This is a genomic window from Mesorhizobium sp. M1050, from assembly GCF_040318715.1.
GTDB lineage: Bacteria > Pseudomonadota > Alphaproteobacteria > Rhizobiales > Rhizobiaceae > Mesorhizobium.
The window spans coordinates 107,823-128,253 of record NZ_JAMYMV010000009.1 but is presented as its reverse complement, the minus strand read 5'-3'; the positions used below and the strand labels follow the sequence as shown (position 1 = coordinate 128,253).

At 63.3% G+C, this 20,431-nt stretch carries 21 protein-coding genes and 2 tRNA genes; 13 read left to right on the top strand and 10 right to left on the bottom strand.

Going from position 1 to position 20,431, the window contains the following annotated elements:
* Positions 1-54: 54 nt before the first annotated feature.
* The 4 genes from NKH57_RS08385 to argJ form a co-directional block, all read right to left on the bottom strand.
* Entirely contained in the window at positions 55-369 is a 315-nt protein-coding gene (locus NKH57_RS08385) for a hypothetical protein (protein ID WP_023757190.1), read from the bottom strand.
* 129 nt (positions 370-498) lie between these two features.
* Complete coding sequence (locus NKH57_RS08380) at positions 499-921, bottom strand: (deoxy)nucleoside triphosphate pyrophosphohydrolase (RefSeq protein WP_023757191.1); 423 nt, start codon at positions 919-921, stop codon at positions 499-501.
* A 23-nt stretch (positions 922-944) separates the two neighbouring features.
* On the bottom strand, positions 945-1,697 hold the full coding sequence (locus NKH57_RS08375) for a GNAT family N-acetyltransferase (protein ID WP_352943452.1): 753 nt from the start codon (positions 1,695-1,697) through the stop codon (positions 945-947).
* A 29-nt stretch (positions 1,698-1,726) separates the two neighbouring features.
* The gene (argJ, locus tag NKH57_RS08370) at positions 1,727-2,968 is read right to left on the bottom strand and encodes a bifunctional glutamate N-acetyltransferase/amino-acid acetyltransferase ArgJ (RefSeq protein ID WP_352943449.1); all 1,242 of its coding nucleotides are present in this window, start codon (positions 2,966-2,968) and stop codon (positions 1,727-1,729) included.
* A 498-nt stretch (positions 2,969-3,466) separates the two neighbouring features.
* Here argJ and NKH57_RS08365 point away from each other — a divergent pair, with 498 nt between their 5' ends.
* A complete protein-coding gene (locus tag NKH57_RS08365; RefSeq protein WP_352943446.1) occupies positions 3,467-4,066 on the top strand; it encodes a TetR/AcrR family transcriptional regulator in 600 nt (199 codons plus the stop codon).
* A 78-nt stretch (positions 4,067-4,144) separates the two neighbouring features.
* Here NKH57_RS08365 and NKH57_RS08360 read toward each other — a convergent pair whose 3' ends face one another.
* Complete coding sequence (locus tag NKH57_RS08360; protein WP_352943443.1) at positions 4,145-5,056, bottom strand: peptidylprolyl isomerase; 912 nt, start codon at positions 5,054-5,056, stop codon at positions 4,145-4,147.
* 247 nt (positions 5,057-5,303) lie between these two features.
* On the opposite strand from NKH57_RS08360, the gene secA reads away from it, so the two are divergent.
* From secA to NKH57_RS08345, 3 genes are all read left to right on the top strand, one after another.
* A complete protein-coding gene (gene secA, locus NKH57_RS08355; protein WP_352943440.1) occupies positions 5,304-8,036 on the top strand; it encodes a preprotein translocase subunit SecA in 2,733 nt (910 codons plus the stop codon).
* 403 nt (positions 8,037-8,439) lie between these two features.
* Positions 8,440-9,081, top strand: a complete 642-nt coding sequence (locus tag NKH57_RS08350; RefSeq protein ID WP_352943437.1) for a DUF433 domain-containing protein — start codon at positions 8,440-8,442, stop codon at positions 9,079-9,081.
* Positions 9,078-9,485: a DUF5615 family PIN-like protein gene (locus NKH57_RS08345; protein ID WP_352943434.1), complete on the top strand. Its 408-nt coding sequence runs from the start codon at positions 9,078-9,080 to the stop codon at positions 9,483-9,485. Before NKH57_RS08350 ends, NKH57_RS08345 begins: the two co-directional genes overlap by 4 nt.
* 12 nt (positions 9,486-9,497) lie before the next feature.
* Here NKH57_RS08345 and NKH57_RS08340 read toward each other — a convergent pair.
* Positions 9,498-9,567, bottom strand: a tRNA-Ser gene (locus NKH57_RS08340).
* 291 nt (positions 9,568-9,858) lie between these two features.
* Here NKH57_RS08340 and NKH57_RS08335 point away from each other — a divergent pair.
* Both NKH57_RS08335 and NKH57_RS08330 read left to right on the top strand, forming a co-directional pair.
* Positions 9,859-11,259, top strand: a complete 1,401-nt coding sequence (locus tag NKH57_RS08335; RefSeq protein ID WP_352943431.1) for a lipopolysaccharide biosynthesis protein — start codon at positions 9,859-9,861, stop codon at positions 11,257-11,259.
* Entirely contained in the window at positions 11,259-12,539 is a 1,281-nt protein-coding gene (locus tag NKH57_RS08330) for a GNAT family N-acetyltransferase (RefSeq protein ID WP_352943429.1), read from the top strand. The genes NKH57_RS08335 and NKH57_RS08330 overlap by 1 nt, the downstream gene beginning before the upstream one ends.
* 40 nt (positions 12,540-12,579) lie before the next feature.
* Here NKH57_RS08330 and NKH57_RS08325 read toward each other — a convergent pair.
* Positions 12,580-12,664, bottom strand: a tRNA-Leu gene (locus tag NKH57_RS08325).
* A 254-nt stretch (positions 12,665-12,918) separates the two neighbouring features.
* Between NKH57_RS08325 and NKH57_RS08320 the strand changes: the two genes are divergently transcribed.
* Both NKH57_RS08320 and NKH57_RS08315 read left to right on the top strand, forming a co-directional pair.
* Positions 12,919-13,506 (top strand): YqaA family protein, encoded by a 588-nt coding sequence (locus tag NKH57_RS08320; protein WP_352943426.1) that lies wholly within the window; start codon positions 12,919-12,921, stop codon positions 13,504-13,506.
* 35 nt (positions 13,507-13,541) lie between these two features.
* Positions 13,542-14,060, top strand: coding sequence for a disulfide bond formation protein B (locus NKH57_RS08315; protein WP_352943423.1), 519 nt, complete (start codon positions 13,542-13,544; stop codon positions 14,058-14,060).
* 274 nt (positions 14,061-14,334) lie between these two features.
* Here the strand turns inward: NKH57_RS08315 and NKH57_RS08310 are convergent, their stop codons facing one another.
* Both NKH57_RS08310 and NKH57_RS08305 read right to left on the bottom strand, forming a co-directional pair.
* Entirely contained in the window at positions 14,335-14,892 is a 558-nt protein-coding gene (locus NKH57_RS08310) for an HNH endonuclease (protein WP_006328497.1), read from the bottom strand.
* A gap of 128 nt (positions 14,893-15,020) precedes the next feature.
* Entirely contained in the window at positions 15,021-15,662 is a 642-nt protein-coding gene (locus NKH57_RS08305; protein ID WP_352943420.1) for a DNA-3-methyladenine glycosylase family protein, read from the bottom strand.
* Between the two features lie 74 nt (positions 15,663-15,736).
* Here NKH57_RS08305 and gluQRS point away from each other — a divergent pair, with 74 nt between their 5' ends.
* On the top strand, positions 15,737-16,612 hold the full coding sequence (gene gluQRS / locus NKH57_RS08300) for a tRNA glutamyl-Q(34) synthetase GluQRS (protein WP_352943417.1): 876 nt from the start codon (positions 15,737-15,739) through the stop codon (positions 16,610-16,612).
* A 150-nt stretch (positions 16,613-16,762) separates the two neighbouring features.
* Positions 16,763-17,659: a DMT family transporter gene (locus NKH57_RS08295; RefSeq protein ID WP_352943414.1), complete on the top strand. Its 897-nt coding sequence runs from the start codon at positions 16,763-16,765 to the stop codon at positions 17,657-17,659.
* A 160-nt stretch (positions 17,660-17,819) separates the two neighbouring features.
* Here the strand turns inward: NKH57_RS08295 and NKH57_RS08290 are convergent, their stop codons facing one another.
* The gene (locus tag NKH57_RS08290; RefSeq protein WP_032906951.1) at positions 17,820-18,671 is read right to left on the bottom strand and encodes a YihY/virulence factor BrkB family protein; all 852 of its coding nucleotides are present in this window, start codon (positions 18,669-18,671) and stop codon (positions 17,820-17,822) included.
* A 55-nt stretch (positions 18,672-18,726) separates the two neighbouring features.
* Here NKH57_RS08290 and NKH57_RS08285 point away from each other — a divergent pair, with 55 nt between their 5' ends.
* Genes NKH57_RS08285 through NKH57_RS08275 form a run of 3 tightly spaced genes read left to right on the top strand, consistent with a single transcriptional unit; the run spans position 18,727 to position 20,414 of the window.
* Positions 18,727-19,593, top strand: a complete 867-nt coding sequence (locus NKH57_RS08285) for an SDR family oxidoreductase (protein ID WP_352943411.1) — start codon at positions 18,727-18,729, stop codon at positions 19,591-19,593.
* Between the two features lie 24 nt (positions 19,594-19,617).
* Positions 19,618-19,809 (top strand): twin transmembrane helix small protein, encoded by a 192-nt coding sequence (locus NKH57_RS08280; protein ID WP_023757208.1) that lies wholly within the window; start codon positions 19,618-19,620, stop codon positions 19,807-19,809.
* Positions 19,810-19,832: 23 nt separating this feature from the next.
* A complete protein-coding gene (locus tag NKH57_RS08275; RefSeq protein WP_352943408.1) occupies positions 19,833-20,414 on the top strand; it encodes a cob(I)yrinic acid a,c-diamide adenosyltransferase in 582 nt (193 codons plus the stop codon).
* Positions 20,415-20,431: the final 17 nt, after the last annotated feature.

Sequence of the window (20,431 nt, the reverse complement as noted above, 5' to 3'; positions counted from 1 at the left end):
GCAAAGGCTTAACAGGCGGTGAAACCGCCGCGTTCGCGAAAAGTCTTAACCATGTCAGCAATCGCCGCTGCTTCTGCCATTGGACCTGATGATGCAGACCGAACCGGGCTGCGGCTGCAGCACACTGCGGCGCAGCGTATAGGTTTCGCGATGGCTCAGCGAGCCGGTGGCCGTCATGTCGAGCCCGGCAAGACCGTCGCGGGCAGACAGAGGGCGTGTCTGGTTGTCGAGGAAAGAGGTCGCGATCAGTGCCAGCGCCACCGCAGCCGAACCGAACAGCAGCGTGATGCGCAATATCCCCATGCCCGCGTCGGCGGCGCGAAAGCCGCGCTCGGGCCGGATCGAGTCCCAATCCCTGTCTAGGCTCATGCTATCGCTCCCCAGCAAATCGGCGGCGCGACCGTGAAACGGCCATGCTTCAATTTTTCACGATGAGATAAATCTTCCATTAACGCTGACTGATACGAGGGCTCGACCGGCAATCGGACGGGAGCGCGCTCAAAGAAGGTCGATGAGGAACGGGATCAGCGGCGCATCGGCCGGCGGCATCGGATAGTCTCGCATCTGCTTCGGCCGCACCCATTTCAGCGCCTGCCCTTCCCTCGGCTGGGCGATGCCGCGGAAGCGGCGGCAGATGAAAAGCGGCATCAAAAGGTGGAAATCGTCGTAGGAATGGCTGGCGAAAGTGAGCGGCGCCAGGCACGGAATGTCGGTTTCGACGCCGATCTCCTCGTGCAGTTCGCGAATGATGCATTGTTCGGGCGTCTCGCCGGGCTCGACCTTGCCACCGGGAAATTCCCATAGCCCGGCAAGTTGCTTGCCCTCTGGCCGCTGCGCCAAAAGCACGCGCCCGTCGGCATCGACCAGCGCGCAGGCGGCGACCAGGAGCATGCGCTTGCCGGCGATCATCACATCACTCATGGCCAACTTCACCCATGCCACCTTCACCCATAAACAGGCGGCCGGCGGTAGTGGTAGCGGTAGACTTCGTCGAAGCCGAGCGAATGGTAAAGCGCCAGCGCCGGCACGTTACCGGCCTCGACCTGCAGCCAGGCCTCCCGCGCGCCACGCAGCCGCGCCCATTTCAGTGCCGACAGGATCAGGTTGCGGCCGTGGCCCTTGTTGCGCGCCGACTTGTCGGTGGCGACCTCAAACAGGCCGGCCAGATCGCCGTCATGCACGCAGATAAGCGTCGCCAGCGACTCGGTTCCATCTTCGAGCGCGAACAGGCCGGCCTCGGGCTGGATCGCACCGATGATCTCCGACAGCCCAGGCCGCAGCGAAACATCCGAACCGCTGACCTTGAGCGAGGCGCCGATGAAGCGGCTGATGTCCTTCAGCGGAATCTGGTCCATGGCGGCATCGAGTTGCGCGTCGGCCAGCGGCAGCCGCATCACGAGCGACTCGTCGAACCGGCTCCAGCCTTCCTTGTCGAGATGGCTGGCGAGATCGGGACCCGACAGCGGCGACATGCGAAACGTCAGCGGCCTGCCATAGGCATCGAAACGGCGGCTGGCCCGGCCGATACGCTCGGCAATGTGCTGGGTGTCGCCGGGATCGAGCGGATTGACAGAGTTCAGCCGCTTGGCCGGATGGCCGGCGGTCAGCCGCACCACCCAGGTGCCGTCATAGTGGACGGCCGCTGCGGGCCAGGCGCGAAAGCCGGCCGCCTCGTAGCGGCGTACGATCGCGAGCATGCTTGCCGGATGCCTGGACCCCAAAACCGTCAGCTCCGATAATCGCCATTGATGGCGACATATTCCTTGGTGAGATCGCAGGTCCACACCGTCGCCTTGCCGCGGCCGATGCCGATATCGGCGCGGATGCGGATATCGTCGCGCTTCATGTAGGCCGATGTCGCCTGCTCGGAATAGGAGGGATCGCGCTCGCCTTCATGCGCCAGCCTGTTGTCGCCGAACCAGATCGACAGCCGGTCGCGATCGGCGGGCTCGCCGGCCTTGCCGACGGCCATGACGACGCGGCCCCAATTGGCATCCTCGCCAGCGACCGCCGTCTTGACCAGCGGCGAATTGGCGATCGACAGCGCGATGCGCTTGGCCGAGCGCGCCGATTTGGCGCCGGTGACGGTGACTTCGACCTGCTTGCGGGCGCCCTCGCCGTCGCGCACCACTTGCAGCGCCAGCGACTTCAGCACCTTGCCGAGCGCCCGGCGGAACGCGCCAAGGCGGGCATCCTTGGGATCGGTTATATCAGGCGCGCCGCGCTTGGCGGCCTTGCCGGTGGCGAAGATCAACAGCGTATCGCTGGTCGAAGTGTCGCTGTCGACGGTGACCGCGTTGAAGGTCTTCGCCGTGCCGCGCGACAAAAGGTCCTGCAAAACAGGAGCGGCGATCGGCGCGTCGGTGGCGATGAAGGAGAGCATCGTTGCCATGTCGGGCGCGATCATGCCGGCGCCCTTGGAAATGCCGTTGATGGTGACGTCGGTGTCGCCCAGCTTGACGGTCGCGGTCGCCACTTTCGGATAGGTATCCGTGGTCATGATCGCCTTGGCCGCTTCGGTCCACAGGTCGGGCTTGCCGTTGCTGACCAGCCCCGCGAGCAGATGGCTGAATTTGCTGGTGTCGAGCGGCTCGCCGATGACGCCGGTCGAGGCCAGGAAAACCTCGCTTGCCTTGCAGCCCGCCGCCTTGGCCGCCGCCTCGCCCGTCAATGCGGTCGATTCGCGGCCTTTCTTGCCGGTGAAGGCGTTGGCGTTGCCGGAATTAACGACCAGCACCCGCGCCTTGCCGGGGCCGAGGTTCTGCCGGCAGAAATCGACCGGCGCCGAGGGGCATTTCGACTTCGTGAACACGCCGGCGACTGCGGTGCCTTCATCGAAGACCATGGTCAAAAGGTCGGTGCGGTTCTTGTACTTTATCCCCGCCTCGGCGGTGGCGATGCGCACCCCCTCAATGGCCGGCATCTTGGGGTACTTCTTCGGCGCAAGCGGCGAAATCGTCGTGGACATGCAGACCTCGGGCGGCAAAAATCGCAAGGGAAGGCCGGTTTGCCCGATACGCCGCGCGGGCGCAAGGGCGTTGTCGTCGCTTTGCAGGACAGGCCAACTCGGGATTAAGCTTGCATTTCAAATCTGTTGGCGTCGCCGGGAGCTATGGCGTCATGAGGTCATCGCGGGCAATGTCCTCGGTAGGCGCGAACTCGAACGCAGCATCGGCGAGTTCTCCCCATCATGCTGATAGGAATTTTTTCCTTGACCCGTGAGGGCAGCTATGCTAGATTTTCGACGATGGTGCTGATTGCGCCCGTGACCCGCCGCATAGGCGGGTTTTTGCGTCAGGGGGCTTCGCCAACCAACATGCTGGTGAAGGCTCCAAAGGAAAATGTTATCGCGGGTTCATTGCCTACCGCGACCATCACCGCCATCCAGAAGTTTGAAAACGCGGCGTTTCGTTTGAACGCCAGGTCACCTATGCTGCCGGCAAACTTGGTGGCGAGGACGACAGAAATGGCCGAGGACGCCGATCCGGCGCGCAGATCGATCGGTGCGCGACGCAACCCCGACAGCGCCGATGCCATTCTCGAGGCCGCTGAGGCCGTGCTGGTCGAGGCCGGCTATGCCGGTTTCTCGATCGAGGCGGTGGCGCGGCGGGCCCGCGCCGGCAAACCCACCATCTATCGCTGGTGGCCGAGCAAGGCGGCATTGCTGCTCGAAGTCTACCAGCGCCAGAAACGCGTCGACGTTCCCGATACCGGGCGACTGGAGGAGGATCTCGTCGGCTTCGTGAACAACCTGTTCGCCCACTGGCGTGAGACATCGTCGGGCAGCGTGTTCAGGTCGCTGATCGCCGAGGCTCAGTCGGATGACATGGCGTCCGCGGCGCTTGCCGACTATGCGCTGGGCCGACGGTCCCACACCGGCCAGATCGTCGAACGCGCCAAGGCAAGGGGCGAAATCCCGGCCGAAATCGATCCGGCTGTTGTCGCCGACCTGATCGCCTCCTTCGCCTGGAAGCACCTGTTGACCAACCGGCTCGACGAGGACGAGGCGACCATACGCAAGGCAGTCGGTTACATCATGCGAGGCATAGCGGCGCCCGCAGGTTAAATATCGGCCGATGCTGGACGAAAAAAGGGGCGCGGCAACCCTTGGCTACCGCGCCCTCTTCAAAAACTCTCTTCAGGCCTACTTGGCGCTTTCCAGCGTATCGACCGCCTGCTTCAGTTTCGCGTCGGGGATCTCGACCTTGGCGCCGGCGCGCAGCGACTTGACCAGCGCGAAATATTTGTCGCGGATGACCGCCTGCTTGGCCTGGTCCTTGACGTCGTCGAAGGCCGGCGGCTGCTTGGTGCGCTTGTCCTCGAGCTTGATGACATGCCAGCCGAACTGCGACTGCACCGGCTGCTTGGTGTATTTGCCGACCTCGAGCGCGAAGGCCGCCTTGTCGAACTCCGGCACCATCTGGCCGGGTCCGAACCAGCCGAGATCGCCGCCGCTGGTCTTGCCTGAGGGATCGCTGGTGTGCTCGTTGGCGAGCTTCTGGAAATCGGCGCCGCCGTCGAGCTGCTTGATGATGGCCTCGGCCTCTTCCTTCGTCTTCACGAGGATATGTCGGGCATGCACCTCGTTGGTGGGCGGCGTGTTGGCGATTTCCTGGTCGTAGCGGGCGCGAACCTCGGCGTCGGTGACCTTGTTGACGACGCCCTTCTCGACCATCTCGCCATGCAGCGCACGCTGCTGCAGGAAGGCCATGCGGCGCTGGAAGTCGGGATCCTTGTCGAGCCCGGTCGTGACCGCCTGGGCGGCCATGACGCGGATTTCGATGGCGGCCGAAAGAGCGGCGGCGCGGCGCTGCTCGGGCGGCAGCTGGGCAAACTGCTGCGACAGCTCGCCTTCGGCAAGCACCAGGTCGGCCTCGGTCAAGGGCTGGCCGTTGACCGTGGCGATAATCGTATTCGGATCGACCGGTGCCGCGGCCGGCGCATCCGCCGGAGCGGGAGCGGTTTGCTGCGCCATCAGCGGCGACAGCGAAAGGGCCGACAGGCCGAAGGCCAAGCCAAGGCTGGCAAGCGACGCACGGCGGAACAACAAGGACATAAGACGACTCCGGTGGGGATTGTAAGGACGGGTGGCTTCCAGATCAGCCAGATTGTGGCGGAATTTGGCGCGCCCGGCAGGCCCAGCGCGGCGTTGACATCAGTTGAGCCCCCTCTTATCTGTCCAACGACTTTGCGTCCAGAACCGTTTTCCGGGCGCTTTTTGCGTTTGTCCACGTTCACGTGGAGTTGATGGGGCCGGCCGGCGCTCATCTCATGTTTGAGAATTCTATCGAAAGGACCATTGGATGGTCAGTCTCGGCGGTCTCGCCCGTAAGGTTTTCGGTTCCTCCAACGACCGTCGGGTCAAATCGACCCGGCCCCGTGTCGAGGCGATCAACGCCATGGAAAACGAGATGCGGGCGCTCTCCGACGAGGAGCTGGTCGGCCGCACCGCGAAATTCCGCCAGGACATCGCCAACGGCGCCACGCTCGATGACCTTTTGGTGCCAGCCTTCGCCACTGCGCGCGAGGCGGCGCGCCGCGTGCTCGGCATGCGACCCTTCGATGTCCAGCTGATCGGCGGCATGGTGCTGCACAATGGCGGCATTGCCGAGATGCGCACCGGCGAGGGCAAGACCCTGGTGGCGACGCTGCCGGTCTACCTCAACGCGCTCGCCGGCAACGGCGTCCATGTCGTCACCGTCAACGATTACCTCGCCACGCGCGACTCCGAATGGATGGGCCGCGTCTACAAATTCCTCGGCCTCTCGGTCGGCGTCATCGTGCACGGCCTGTCCGACGAGGAACGCCGCATCGCCTACGCGTCCGACGTCACCTACGCCACCAACAACGAGCTCGGCTTCGACTACCTGCGCGACAACATGAAGTATGAGCGCGCCCAGATGGTGCAGCGCGGTCACAATTACGCGATCGTCGACGAGGTCGATTCCATCCTGGTCGACGAGGCGCGCACGCCGCTGATCATTTCCGGTCCGCTCGAGGACCGTTCGGAAATGTACAACACCATCGACACCTTCATCATCCAGCTGCAGCCGCAGGATTATGAGATCGACGAAAAGCAGAAGACCTCGATCTTCACCGAGGAAGGCACCGAGAAGCTCGAAAACCTTTTGCGCGACGCCGACCTACTCAAGGGCGAGTCGCTCTACGACGTCGAGAACGTCGCCATCGTCCACCACGTCAACAACGCGCTGAAGGCGCACCGGCTGTTCCAGAAGGACAAGGATTATATCGTGCGCAACGGCGAGATCGTCATCATCGACGAGTTCACCGGCCGCATGATGCCGGGCCGTCGCTATTCGGAGGGCCTGCACCAGGCGCTCGAAGCCAAGGAGCATGTGGCGATCCAGCCGGAGAACCAGACGCTCGCCTCCGTCACCTTCCAGAACTATTTCCGCCTCTACAAGAAGCTCTCCGGCATGACCGGCACGGCGCTGACCGAGGCCGAGGAATTCGGCAACATCTACAATCTCGACGTCACCGAGATCCCCACCAATCTTCCGGTCATCCGCATCGACGAGGACGACGAGGTCTACCGGACGGTCGAGGAGAAATACAAGGCGATCGTCAGGGAGATCCGCGAAGCCAGCGCCAAGGGCCAGCCGACGCTGGTCGGCACCACGTCCATTGAAAAGTCCGAGCAGCTGGCCGAGCGCCTGCGCAAGGAAGGCTTCACCGGTTTCGAGGTGCTCAACGCCCGCCATCACGAGCGCGAGGCCGCCATCGTCGCCCAGGCCGGCAAGCCGGGCGCCATCACCATTGCCACCAACATGGCGGGCCGCGGCACCGACATCAAGCTTGGCGGCAACGCCGAGATGCGCATCGAAGAGGAACTCGGCGACATGCCGGCCGGTCCGGAGCGCGAAGCGCGCGAAAAGGAAATCCAGGCCGACGTCGAGCGCCTGAAGGAAAAGGCGCTGGCTGCCGGCGGTCTCTACGTGCTCGCCACCGAGCGCCACGAATCGCGCCGCATCGACAACCAGCTGCGCGGCCGTTCCGGTCGCCAGGGCGACCCCGGCCGCTCGAAATTCTTCCTGTCGCTGCAGGACGACCTGATGCGCATCTTCGGCTCCGAGCGCATGGACGGCATGCTGCAGAAGCTCGGCCTCAAGGAAGACGAGGCCATCATCCATCCGTGGATCAACAAGGCGCTGGAAAAGGCGCAGAAGAAGGTCGAGGCGCGCAACTTCGACATCCGCAAGAACCTGCTGAAATATGACGACGTCTCCAACGACCAGCGCAAGGTGGTGTTCGAGCAGCGCATCGAGCTGATGGACGGCGAAGGTCTCTCCGAAACCATCGCCGAGATGCGCGAGGGCGTCATCGACGAGATCGTCGCCAAGGCCATTCCCGAAAACGCCTATGCCGAGCAGTGGGATGTTGCCGGCCTGAAGGCCGAGGCCGCCGAATTCCTCAACCTCGACCTGCCGATCGAAGAGTGGGTCAAGGAAGAGGGCATCGCCGAGGACGATATCCGCGAGCGTATCGCGCAGGCCGCCGACGCCGCCGCCAGGGAGCGCGCCGAGCGCTTCGGCCCCGAGGTGATGAACTATGTCGAACGTTCGGTGGTGCTGCAGACGCTCGACCATCTGTGGCGCGAGCACATCGTCAATCTCGACCATCTGCGTTCGGTCGTCGGCTTCCGCGGCTACGCCCAGCGCGATCCGCTGCAGGAGTACAAGAGCGAGGCGTTCGAGCTGTTCCAGGCGATGCTGGGCAATCTGCGCCAGGCCGTCACCGCGCAGCTGATGCGCGTCGAACTGGTCCGCCAGGCCGCCGAAGCGCCGCCGCCCGAAGCCCCCGACATGTTCGGCACCCATATCGACGGCACCACCGGCGAGAATGACTTCGAAGGCGGCGAGACGGCGCTGCTGGTCCGCCCGGAGACAACCGCCGTCGTCGCCCCCGAAGACCGCGACCCCAACAACCCTGCCACCTGGGGCAAGGTCGGCCGCAACGAAGCCTGCCCCTGCGGTTCGGGGAAGAAATACAAGCATTGCCACGGGGCGTTCGCGTAAGGGCGCTATTCCTTCTCCCGTCACTATACGGGGAGAAGGTGCCCGAAGGGCGGATGAGGGGCGGCGCTGACGTCAGCGATTAGCCATCTCCCCACCTGAGGGGGAGATGGCCGGCAGGCCAGAGGGGGGGCGCCTAGCGCCGCGCTTGCTACCTTGCGGAATTCACTTTCCGGCCCAATGATCCAGAACGCCGTGTTTGATCTGGTTGTCGCTCGTGTTTGATCACTTTGGGGACCGCTTCTAGAAAGGCGACCTCATCGAAGGGACCGATTCCGGCGGCTTCCTGTTCAACAATAAATTCCTCCAACCGCCCGGATCTTAAAGCTTCCGAAAGTGACAAGTGGGCTTCACTTGTGGGTAAATCGCCTCTTTTTATGGCCTCAAAGCGCGCGTAGGATGCATTATGGCCAAGCTAGACTCAAACACGGTCATTGCTGCTTTCACTATCGATCAGACCGCTCGTCTGACCGGTGTGAGCAAGCGCCAACTTGGCACATGGGATCGTGACCAGTTCTTTGTTCCGAGTATCATCTATGGCGGTGATCGTCGGACCTATTCTCGCCTGTATTCCTTTCGCGACCTGCTTTCGCTCAAGGTTCTCAATCAGCTTCGGAACGAGACGCGGATAACGCTCTCGCATCTGAAAGAGGTTAAGGGCGATCTCGCACACCTTGGCGATGACATGTGGGTTAAGAGCACCCTGTATGTTCTAGGCAAGCGAGTCGTCATTAGAGGGGACGACGAAACGCTTCAGGAAGCGGGATCCGGTCAGGCCGTTCTGCAAATTCCTCTAAGGGTTGTCGTCGGCACTCTGCGTGAGCAAGTCCAAGCGATGAATAAGCGAGATAGCGATGACATTGGTAAGTTTGACCGCCATCGCGGCGTGGCTAACAACCAGGTTGTCATTGCCGGAACTCGCATTCCTGTCCGGAGCGTAAAGGCATTCCATGATGCCGGCTATTCGGTCGAGGATATTAAGCGCGAATATCCAACTCTCACGGAGGCGGATATCGCGGCGGCCATAAAATACGATGCCGCTGCTTGAGCAAGAAGAAGCCCACGCTTCGAACCTTTCTGGACGCCGGTGTTCCTGATTCTGTTGGCAGAAAACTCGAAGAATTCGGGCACACAGTAATCTATCATCGGAACGCCTTGCCGGAGCGTACGCCGGACGATGTGGTATGCATAACCGCCATGGAAAACGACGCAATTCTTGTCGCGATAGACGGCGACATGAAGCAACTCGCAAAGCGATATGGCGTTACCCCGAAGGGCGACAAATTCGACAAGCTGAGCATTATTCGCTTGTGCTGCAATGAAGTTCTGGCCGCAAAGCGACTGGAGCAAGCGCTACCGCTGATCGAAGTGGAATGGGAATACGCGACTGTCAAAACCGCACGTCGTATGTGGATCGATATCTTTCCCCACGCCATTCAGACCAACCGCTAATTGCTTCTAAAGGATGGACGGGGCTTGAACCCGCGACCTCCGATTAGCAATTGGGCGCTCTATCCGGCTGAGCTGCCATATTGACCTTTGGCTCTTGCAAGCCTTCCTTTCAAGCGTGCTCGTTTGAAGGGGATAATCGCCTATTCTTATTCTCTTCGATCTCGCCAGCGACCTGCATGATGCAAAAGCCGCGTCCTGCACCGGTCGGCCTGGGGCCCTTCGCCTCCAGCAACTCCCCAGCGTTCGCTCGCCATTCGTCATGCCGGCATGACGAATGCGCGTGCCGCACCCACCCTCCTCACCCAACCGTTTCTTAATGTGTCTCCGCTACACCCAACCCTGAAAAAGAAGCGGAAAACGGAGAGAAATCGGGGTGCGCTTTTCCGCGGCCACGACTGCCGGGCGGTTCTTGCCGCAGCGTTGGGCGCTGCGCATGAGGCCGCTGCTTGGCCGCATCGATGCCGTGCTGTTCACCGCCGACGAGCGCGGCGAGGCGGGCCGCATGTCGGTCATCGCCTTCGCCATCCGCATCGTCAGCGCCGTCATCGCCTTCATCAGCCAGGTGCTTATGGCGCGCTGGATGGGCTCGTTCGAATACGGCATCTTCGTCCTCGTCTGGGTGACGATGGTGATCGTCGGCAACCTCGCCTGCCTCGGCTTCCACACCTCGGTCATCCGCTTCATTCCCGAATACCGCGAGCGCGGCCTGATGGACGAACTGCGCGGCATCGTGCTGGCCAGCCGCCTGTTCGTGCTGATCGCCTCCACGCTCATCGCCGGGCTCGGCGCGCTCGGCGTCTGGCTGGCGGCACCCTGGATCGAAAACTACTATGTGATCCCGTTCATCCTCGGCGTCATCTGCCTGCCGATGATCGCCATGTCGGACCTTCTGTCGGGTCTGGCACGCGCTAACAGCTGGGCGCTGTTTGCCCTGTCGCCGACCTATCTGGTGCGACCCATCCTGATCCTGCTGTTCATGGCGCTGATGCTCGCGGCGGGCTACGCCCCCGACGCAAAGACCGCCATCTTCGCCTCGATCGCCGCCACCTACGCCACCACGCTCGGTCAGCTCATCGGCGTCACCCAGCGCATGGAAAGGCAGATCCCGGCCGGGCCGATGAAGGTGCATTTCGCGCAATGGTTCGTCGTCTCGCTGCCGATCTTCCTGGTCGAAAGCTTTTTCTTCCTGCTCACCAATGCCGACGTGCTGATGGTCGGCGCCTATATGGATCCCAACGACGTCGCCGTCTATTTCGCCACGGTGAAGACGCTGGCGCTGGTGCATTTCGTCTATTTCGCCGTCAAGGCCGGCGTTGCCCAGCGCTATGCGCAGTTCACCCATGGCGACCCGCAAAGGCTCGCCGCCTTTGCCCGCGAGACGGTGTCGTGGACGTTCTGGCCATCGCTGTTGATGGCGCTGCTGGTGCTGGCGCTCGGCGAACCGATGCTGGTGCTGTTCGGCCCTGAATTCGGCAGCGGCTATCCCCTGCTGTTCCTGCTCGTCTTCGGCGTCGTCGCCCGCGCCGCCGTCGGCCCGTGCGAGAGCCTGCTGACGATGAGCGGTAACCAGAACATCTGCGCCGCGGTCTATGCCATGACGCTGGCCTTCAACATCGGCCTCAACGTGGTGCTGATCCCGATGTTCGGCCTGTGGGGCGCGGCCATGGCCACCGCCTTTGCCATGATCTTCGAAGCCAGCGCGCTCTCCTTCACGGTGTGGCGCAAGCTCGGCATCGTCATGCTCATCTTCGTGCCTGCGAAAGGAGCCGCGTGATGGCCGCCATCCCGTTGCTTGAGGAAACCAGCGGCGGCAGCGCCGGCGCCATGGTGTCGGGCCTTGCCGGACTGGCCCGCGACCCCGACCCCGCCCATATCGAGATCCTCGCCAACAACCGGCCCGAGCGAAAACTCGCCATCTACCCGGCATCGGCCGGCTTCGACCTGGTCGAGGAGCTGGATTATCTCTGCGCCCGCACGGTCGAGCCCAACGTCTTCTTCAACCCGCGCTTCCTGGCACCCGCAATGCCGCGGCTGGAGGATCGCGAGGTGCGGCTGGCGGTCATCCGCGACGGCGACGAATACCGCAACCGGCTGCGGCTCCTGGTGCCGTTCTCGGTGGAGCGGCCGGCCGTGCCGCTCGGCGTGCCGGTCATGCGCACATGGTCGAGCCCGTTCGGCCCGCTTGGCACGCCGCTGGTCGACCGCGACGATCCGGTCGGCGTCGTCGAGGATTTCTTCGCGATGCTGTCGCGCCCGCATCTGAAGCTGCCGAAAGTGTTCGTCCTGCCCGACATCCGGCTCGATGGCCCGGCAGCGAGCCTGATTGCCACCGTGGCCGAGACGCGCGGCCTGATGCTGGTCACCACCGGCCAGACGCAGCGCCCGGCGCTGGAGAGCGAAGCCGATGGCGACGACTATCTCAAGGCCTCGCTGCGCCCGCACCACTATCGCGAGTTCCGCCGCCTGAAGCGCCGCCTCGGCGACCTCGGCAGGCTGGAGCATGTCGTGGCGCGCGGACCCGAAGACATCCGCCACGCCATCGAGAGCTTCCTGACGCTGGAGGCGGCCGGCTGGAAGGGCCGCGAACGCACCGCCATGGCGATCGACCGCTACCGCGCCGCCTTCGCCCGCGAGGCGGTGCACCGGCTGGCCGAGCAGGACATGTGCCGCATCCATTCGCTGACGCTCGACGGCCGCACCATCGCCTGCCTGATCGTCTTCGTCGAAACCGGCGTCGCCTACACCTGGAAGACGGCCTATGACGAGACGCTTGCCTCCTATTCGCCGGGCACGCTGCTGACGATCGAGGTGACCAGGCAGCATCTCGACGATCCCAACATCATGATGACCGATTCCTGCTCCGTGCCCGACCATCCGGTGATGAGCCGGCTGTGGGCCGAGCGCAAGCCGATGGGCACGCTGGTGATCGGCCTGACGCCGGACGCCGACCGCCTCACCCGCCAGGCCGCCTCGCAACTGCACCTCTACCGCGAGACCCGCAACATGGCCCGCCTGCTGCGCAACCGCATGAAGAGCCTGCTGGGACGGCGGTAGAGCCGGTCCAGAAACGTGAATTGGCTGCAGGAAGAAAGTTTGGTGCCCCTAGCCGGGATCGAACCAGCACTCCTTGCGGAACTCGATTTTGAGTCGAGCGCGTCTACCAATTCCGCCATAGGGGCTCAGGCCGGGCGGCCTGGATGGCGCGGGACTATACGGTTGGGGGCCTGTTCGTCAACTGGCCAATTCTGCGGCTGGCCAATTCTCCGGCATGAATTCTCCGGCATGCCGGATGCGACCAAACTGCGTCTTTCGATTTCGTGACCGCGCTGCCATTGTGCGGTGCGGCAAATCTTTCTAGACAAGCGGCGCATCAAAGCGCGGCTGTCGGAGAAGTTCGCTGCGCAATTTTGGGCGACATGCGTTAGGAGTGGCGATGCTTCGCGGACTTTATGACTGGACCTTGTCGCTGGCGGCCCGCAAATCGGCCGAATGGTGGCTGGCCTTCATCGCCTTCGTCGAAAGCTCGGTGTTCCTGGTGCCGGCCGACGTGCTCTATCTGCCGATGGCGCTGTCGCGGCCGGATCGCGCCTACCGCTATGCGCTGATCGCCACCGTCGCCTCGGTGCTGGGCGGCATCGCCGGCTGGTTTATCGGCCACTATGCCTATGACGCGGTGGCGCGGCCGATCCTCGAATTCTACGGCAAATACGACGAGTTCGAGACGCTGCGCGCGGGCGCGGGTGTCGGCTTCATCATCCTGATGCTGATCACTTCGGGCGCTGCCCATTTGCCGCCGATCAAGGTGGTGACGATCCTATCGGGCGTCATCGGCGTCAATTTGCTGCTGTTCACGGTGCTGGCGATCGTGGCGCGCGGTGGTCGCTTCCTGCTGCTCGCCTGGCTTTTGCGCCGCTATGGCGAGCCGATCCGCGATTTCATCGAAAAGCGCCTCGGCCTGATTGCAGGGACCGCCGCCGCCGCCCTGATTTTGCTCTATGTAACAGTCAAATACGCCCTCTGAAGACAGCCATTGCGAGCCGGACGGAGCCGATTGAAATGACAGCGACCATGAATGCCGACGCCGGGCGCCAGCGGACGCGCACGGCTCTGTTCCTCGCCGTCGCCATGGCCGCCACCGTCGGCTCGGCGCTCGGCTTCCAGTATCTCGGCGGCTACATTCCCTGCCACCTCTGCCTGGAGCAGCGCACGCCCTACTATATCGGCGCGCCGCTGATGGTGCTGGCGGCGATAGCATCGATGCTGCACGCGCCGGCTTGGCTGACGCGCGGCCTGCTGGCTGTCGGCGGCCTGCTGATGCTCTATGGCCTCTATCTCGGCGTCTATCACTCCGGCGTCGAATGGCAGTGGTGGGCCGGCCCGACCGATTGCACCGCGGGTGCTGGACCGGTCGACACCGGCGGCAAGGGCGTGCTCGACGCGCTCGACAAGTTCGTGCCGCCATCCTGTGACAAGGCGGCGCTGCGCATCCTTGGCCTGTCGCTGGCCGGGTGGAACGCCATCGCCAGCCTGATCCTCGCCGCCGTCGCTTTCCGCGGCGCTTTCACGCGCGACTGAGCCAAAATTGGCCAGGCTGAGTCGGATCGCGCGGCGTTCGACGTCCGAGCCAGATCGACCCCCACTCCGTCTCGGCTTCGCCGAGCCACCTCTCCCCCGATCGACGGGGTAGAGGAAGGGCGCGAACTTATTCTAGCCACCGCTCCTCACGCTGGGTTCCCTTCCTCTCCCTCCGGAGGGGGGAGAGGTGGCGCTGCGAAGCAGCGACGGAGTGGGGGAAGCCGGTCCTCAAGCGCGAAGCCGCTGATAAGTGAGCGACCGAGCTGGCCCGATCTCAGGGTTCGAGTTCGACATCCCAGTAGAGATAATCCATCCAGCTTTCATGCAGATGGTTGGGCGGGAACAGGCGGCCATTATTGTGCAGATCATGCACCGTCGGCTGGAAAGGCTTTTGCAGCGGCCACATCTTGGCGTGCGCCGGCATCATGCCGCCTTTCCTGAGGTTGCAGGGCGAGCAGGCGGCAACGACGTTCTCCCAGGTCGTGGCACCGCCACGGTGGCGGGGAATGACGTGATCGAAGGTCAGGTCCTCCGGCGTGCCGCAATACTGGCACTGGAATCGGTCGCGCAGGAAGACGTTGAAGCGGGTGAAGGCCGGATGCCTCGACGGCTTCACATAGGCCTTCAGGCTGACCACGCTCGGCAGCTTCATCGAGAAGGTCGGCGAGGACACGGCGTGCTCGTATTCGGCGACGATGTTCACCCGATCGAGGAACACCGCCTTGATCGCGTCCTGCCAGGACCAGAGCGACAAAGGGTAATAGCTGAGCGGACGGTAATCCGCATTCAGCACAAGTGCTGGAAGCCCATCCGGAGATACGGCAACCGTCACGTGTTTACCTCCTTGGTTCTAGAACCGAACGGCGAGGATACTGTAAGCCCGACATGACAGGGATGTGAAGCGGATTGTCGCGTCGTCGAAGCAGCAAAAAGATAGGATTTTCATGCTTTTTTGCGGTTTCAGGCCGGTGGTGCGGCGTCCCGCCCTCTGGTTTCGCGATAATAGGACCAGAAAAGCCGCGATGCGACACCTCGCCACGGGCTCCATGATTCGGCGAGTTGGATCAGCGTTTTCTCCGGCGGACGCGGGTCGATGCCGAGTGCATGGCCGACCGCGCTCTGCAAGGCGACGTCGCGCGCGGGGAAGATGTCGGGATGCCCGGCGGCAAACAACAGGTATACTTCCGCCGTCCACGGACCGATGCCCGGCACCGCCGTCATCGTCGTGATCGCCTCCTGGGCATCGAGCGAACAGAGGTGATGCAGGTCGAGGCCGTCGACCACGGCTTTCGCAATTGCGATCAGGCCGCGCTGCTTCGGCCGCGACAGGCCGGCCTCGCGAAACATGTCTTCGCCGGCAGCCAGGATAGCCTGCGGCGTCAGCGGATCGACGAGCTTGGTCAGCCGGCCGAAGATCGCATCGGCGCTGGCGCGCGACACTTGCTGGGAAACGACAATCGACGCCAGGCTCCGAAACCCCGGCTCGGAGAGACGCAGCGGCACCTCGCCGGCCATGCCGCGCACCTTTTCCAGGCGTGGGTCGATCACGCAAAGCGCGTCGAGCCCCCGGGCAATGTCGTCCGATGTCACGATACGCTGCATGCTTTCTTGTTCCTCGACCGGCTGCACGGTAGCAATTGGCAAAACCGCCACACAACCCGATTGCCTCAGAAGAGATGACACTCCTGACATTCCGCTTCGCGCCCAGCCCCAATGGCGAACTGCATCTCGGGCACGCCTATTCGGCGCTGCTCAACCAGAAGCTCGCGACACAGGCTGGCGGCCGCCTGCTGCTGCGCATCGAGGACATCGACACCACGCGCTGCACGCCGCAATTCGAGGCCGGCGTGCTTGACGATCTGAAATGGCTGGGGCTCGCCTGGGAAGAGCCGGTGCGCCGCCAGTCGGAGCATTTCGCCGAGTACAAGGCGATGCTTGACCGGCTGATCGCGGAAGAACTTGTCTATCCCGCCTTCATGAGCCGCGGCGAGATCCGCGCCTTTATCACCGACAGCGAAAAGCACGGACGCGACTGGCCGCGCGATCCCGACGGCGTACCGCTCTATCCCGCCGCCGACAAGGCGCTGCCGATGAAGGAACGCAAGCGGCGGATCGCCGAAAACACGCCTTTCGCCTGGCGACTGGATGTCGGCGCGGCCATGGTCCGTGTCGGCAAGGCCCTGTCATGGACCGAGTATTCCGACGAGACGCTGCTTGTGGCACGCTCTATCGAAGCCCGCCCGCAGGAGTGGGGCGACGTGATCGTGGCGCGCCGCGACATCCCGACCAGCTACCACCTCGCGGTCGTCATGGACGATGCGCTGCAAGGCATCAGCCACGTCGTGCGCGGGCAGGATCTGTTTTCGGCCACCGCCGTGCAGCGCCTGCTGCAGGAACTCCTCGGGCTGCCGCAGCCTGCCTATTTCCATCATCGTCTCATCCTCGGGCCGGATGGACGAAAGCTGTCCAAGAGCCTCGGCGATACCGGCCTTGCCGCCTTGCGCCATGCCGGCGCATCACCCGAAGACATCAGGCGGGCAGTCGGGCTTTGAGCCCGAAAAGACCAGAGAACGGCCTGCCAAATGCACCGGCCGTTGAATTCCGATGATGTATGGATCAACGGTTTCACTTTGCGCGTCGCATTGAAGCGCAGTAGAGCAGCGCCACATTCAACTTCTCCCCAGCACGGCGGTGTCCGGAACATGCACAGCATCAAGCGGTTCATTCCCGCCACCTTCGTCGTCTTGTGGGCGACCGGTTTCATCGGCGCGCGCTATGCCATGCCATGGGCGGAGCCGTTCACCTTCCTTGCCGCGCGTTTCGTCATCGCCGCCATCCTGCTGGCCGTCCTGATGCTGGTGCTGGGCTCGAAGGGAGCCACCCGCGAGGAGGCATTGCATGCCACCGGCGCCGGCATACTGATGCACGGCGTCTATCTCGGTGCCGTGTTCTGGGCCATCCACCACGGCATGCCGGCCGGCTTTTCGGCCCTGATCGTCGGCCTGCAGCCGCTGATCACGGCGGTGCTTGCCGGCAAGCTTCTCGGCGAGGCGATCCTGCCACGCCACTGGCTTGGCCTTGGCATCGGCCTCGTCGGCATCGTCATCGTGCTGTGGCCGAAGCTCGGCGCGCTCGGCGGCGGCGTAACAGCGGCGACACTGGTCGCCTCGCTGGTCTCGGTGCTCGGCATGAGCGCCGGCACCATCTGGCAGAAGCGCTTCGCATCCGGCGGCGACCTCGTCGCGGCGACCATGTGGCAATATGTCGGCGGCGCCTCGCTGATGCTCCTGGCTTCGCTCGCCTTCGAGACGCATACGGTCGTCATCAATGGCGAATTGATCTTCGCCATGGCCTGGCTGGTGCTGGTGCTGTCGCTCGGCGCCATCTTCCTGCTGATGGTGATGATCCGCGACGGCGAGATGTCGAAAGTGGCCTCGTTGTTCTATTTGGTGCCGGCGGTGACGGCCATCATCGCCTGGGCCTTGTTCGACGAGCAACTCAACGCGCTGCAGATTGCCGGCATGGCGATCACCACATTCGGAGTCGGCCTGGCAACGGCGCGGCAGACCAAGGGTGGAATTGTAGAATTGAGGAATTGAGGAATTGAGGAATTGAGGAATTGAGGAATTGAGGAATTGAGGAATTGAGGAATTGAGGAATTGAGGAAAATGGGGCCATCCGGTGCTGGGTGCCACTTCTTCAATTCTTCAATTCTTCAATTCTTCAATTCTCCAGTTCCCAAATCCTCCAATTCGGCCGTCATCCAACCCGGGCGCGGGCCTCCAGATAGCGGCTGATCGCGGCATTGAGCTCGCCGCCAAGGATGAAGATCGCCGAGACCATGTAGAGGAAGACCACGGCGATCATGATCGAGGCGAGGCCGGCATAGGTCGTCACGTAGGACGAGAAGTGGTCGAGATAGGTGGCGAAGACAGTCGAGCCGACAAGCCATCCGGAAAGCGTGAAGATGATGCCCGGGACGATCGACACCAGGCGGCGCTTGCCCGCCGGCAACCAGAAATGGACGGCAAACAATCCGCCGACGATGACCGCCGAGGCGATCACATAACGCCACAGCGTGATGGTTCCCATATAGGGCTTGATCCAGTCGATATGGGCTTCGGCGAGCCGCGCCAGCAGCGGCGCGAACACCAGAAGCACGCTGATCGCCAGAAACCCGGCCGTTGCGATGAGCACGAAGATGATGCTCTGCACCCGGCGGTAGATGATGCCGCGCGTTTCCGAGACGCGATAGGCGCGGTTGAGCGACGTGCGCAGCGCCTCGATGCCGTTCGAGGCGAAGTAGGCGGCAAGCAGCACGCCATAGGTCAAGAGATCGGTGCGCCTGACGGTCAGCACATTGAGCACTTCGCGCGCGATCGGCTTGGCGATCTGCTCGGGCCAGGTGTCGAACACAAGGTGCACGGCCGTGTCTGAGAACGCCTGCGCGCCGAGGAAGCTCGCCAGCGTGGTGGCAAAGATCAGGAATGGGAACAGGGCCATCAACGATGTGATCGCCAGATGGCTGGCCATCGCCCAGCCGTCATCGGTGTTGAAATGGCCAAGCGCGTCGTAGAGGACCCGTTTGAGTGCAACGATCTTCCGCAACAAGAACCGTGCCCTCCAATTGTCTCCACGCCGGGAATATGGGAAGGGATTGCGGCAAATGGCAACCCTTGGCGAAACCACGAACAGTTCAACGCAAGAGTTGCGCCCGATCATCGTCACCGGCGCATCTTCCGGAATTGGTGCGTATTGCGCCCGTGCGTTGAAGGCGGAAGGCTGGCGGGTGTTCGCGACCGCGCGCAAGCCGCAGGACATCGTCGCACTCGAGGCCGACGGTATCGAGGCTTTCTATCTCGATTATTGCGAACCGGATTCCATCGCCGCGCTGGTGGCGGCGGTGCTCGACCGCACCGGCGGCCGGCTCGATGCCCTGTTCAACAATGGCGCCTATGCGCAAGGCGGCGCCGTCGAGGATCTGCCCGTTGCCGCGCTCAAGGAGCAGTTCGAGGCGAATTTCTTCGGATGGCATGACCTGACCCGCCGGCTGGTGCCGGTGATGCGCCGCCAGGGGCACGGCCGCATCGTCCACTGCTCGTCGATCCTCGGCTTGATGCCAGTGCGTTTTCGCGGCGCCTATTCGGCATCGAAACACGCCTTGGAGGCCTTGATGCTGTGCCAGCGCCAGGAACTGGCTGGCAGCGGCATCCATGTCTCTCTGATCGAGCCAGGGCCGGTAAACTCGAAGATCGCCAGCAACGCGCTTCCCTGGTTCTTGAAGAACATCGAGCACGAGACTTCAGTCCACCGCCTCGACTATGCGGCGCAACTGGAGCGGCTGCGGGCCGGCGGCAGTCAATCGGCCTTGAAGCCCGGACCGGAAGTGGTCCACGCGGCGCTGCGCCATGCACTTCTGTCGCGGCGCCCGCGCCCGCACTATGTGGTAACAGTGCCGGCCAGGATCGGTGCGGCGCTCAAACGCATCCTGCCCGCTTCGATGCTCTATCGCCTGCTCGCCAAGCGAGCCTGAAGCCAAACAACTGGAAACGCAATAATGGCATCCGTCTTCAACATCCTCGCCATCCTGGTCATGGTCGCCGTGGTGATCGTCCTCGTTCGCGGCCTCATCAACATGATGCGAGGCGGTTCCGGCTTCACCTCGAACAAGCTGATGCAGACGCGCGTTCTGTTGCAGGCCGTGGCGCTGGCGCTGATCCTGCTTGCGGTGTATTTCACCCGCAAGTGAGATATCGGCTGCCGGGAGGCGACGTGGTCAAGCTCAACAAGATCTACACCCGCACCGGCGATGACGGCACCACGGGTCTCGGCACCGGCGAGCGGCGACTGAAATCCGATCTGCGGGTGGACGCCTACGGCACCGTCGACGAGGCCAATGCCTGCATCGGCATCGCCAGGATCCACACGGCATCGAGCCACCCCGCGATCGACGCCATGCTCTCCCGCATCCAGAACGATCTATTCGATCTCGGCGCGGATCTCGCCGTGCCCGACGACGGCAAGCCGCTCGGCTATGAGCCGCTTCGCATCGTCGCCGTGCAGACCGATCGGGTCGAGAAGGAGATCGACCTGCTCAACAAGCAGCTTCAGCCGCTCAAATCATTCGTGCTCAATGGCGGTACACCGGCAGCGGCCGCCCTGCACCTCGCCCGCACCGTGGCACGGCGGGCCGAACGGCTGATGGTGGCCTTGGCCCAGGACCCGAACGAACACGTCAACCGCGACGGACTGAAATACATCAACCGCGTCTCGGATTTCCTGTTTGTCGCCGCCCGGGCGGTCAATGACAACGGAAACGCCGACGTGTTATGGGTTCCGGGCAAGAACCGCTGATTGTCGAAAGCGGAAGG

Excerpts from the sequence above, each read along its gene's own strand:
- NKH57_RS08385 (WP_023757190.1), bottom strand. The coding sequence starts at position 369 with ATGAGCCTAGACAGGGATTGGGACTCGATCCGGCCCGAGCGCGGCTTT.
- NKH57_RS08380 (WP_023757191.1), bottom strand. The coding sequence starts at position 921 with ATGAGTGATGTGATGATCGCCGGCAAGCGCATGCTCCTGGTCGCCGCC.
- NKH57_RS08375 (WP_352943452.1), bottom strand. The coding sequence starts at position 1,697 with ATGCTCGCGATCGTACGCCGCTACGAGGCGGCCGGCTTTCGCGCCTGG.
- argJ (WP_352943449.1), bottom strand. The coding sequence starts at position 2,968 with ATGTCCACGACGATTTCGCCGCTTGCGCCGAAGAAGTACCCCAAGATG.
- NKH57_RS08365 (WP_352943446.1), top strand. The coding sequence starts at position 3,467 with ATGGCCGAGGACGCCGATCCGGCGCGCAGATCGATCGGTGCGCGACGC.
- NKH57_RS08360 (WP_352943443.1), bottom strand. The coding sequence starts at position 5,056 with ATGTCCTTGTTGTTCCGCCGTGCGTCGCTTGCCAGCCTTGGCTTGGCC.
- secA (WP_352943440.1), top strand. The coding sequence starts at position 5,304 with ATGGTCAGTCTCGGCGGTCTCGCCCGTAAGGTTTTCGGTTCCTCCAAC.
- NKH57_RS08350 (WP_352943437.1), top strand. The coding sequence starts at position 8,440 with ATGGCCAAGCTAGACTCAAACACGGTCATTGCTGCTTTCACTATCGAT.
- NKH57_RS08330 (WP_352943429.1), top strand. The coding sequence starts at position 11,259 with ATGGCCGCCATCCCGTTGCTTGAGGAAACCAGCGGCGGCAGCGCCGGC.
- NKH57_RS08320 (WP_352943426.1), top strand. The coding sequence starts at position 12,919 with ATGCTTCGCGGACTTTATGACTGGACCTTGTCGCTGGCGGCCCGCAAA.
- NKH57_RS08315 (WP_352943423.1), top strand. The coding sequence starts at position 13,542 with ATGACAGCGACCATGAATGCCGACGCCGGGCGCCAGCGGACGCGCACG.
- NKH57_RS08305 (WP_352943420.1), bottom strand. The coding sequence starts at position 15,662 with ATGCAGCGTATCGTGACATCGGACGACATTGCCCGGGGGCTCGACGCG.
- gluQRS (WP_352943417.1), top strand. The coding sequence starts at position 15,737 with ATGACACTCCTGACATTCCGCTTCGCGCCCAGCCCCAATGGCGAACTG.
- NKH57_RS08295 (WP_352943414.1), top strand. The coding sequence starts at position 16,763 with ATGCACAGCATCAAGCGGTTCATTCCCGCCACCTTCGTCGTCTTGTGG.
- NKH57_RS08285 (WP_352943411.1), top strand. The coding sequence starts at position 18,727 with ATGGCAACCCTTGGCGAAACCACGAACAGTTCAACGCAAGAGTTGCGC.
- NKH57_RS08280 (WP_023757208.1), top strand. The coding sequence starts at position 19,618 with ATGGCATCCGTCTTCAACATCCTCGCCATCCTGGTCATGGTCGCCGTG.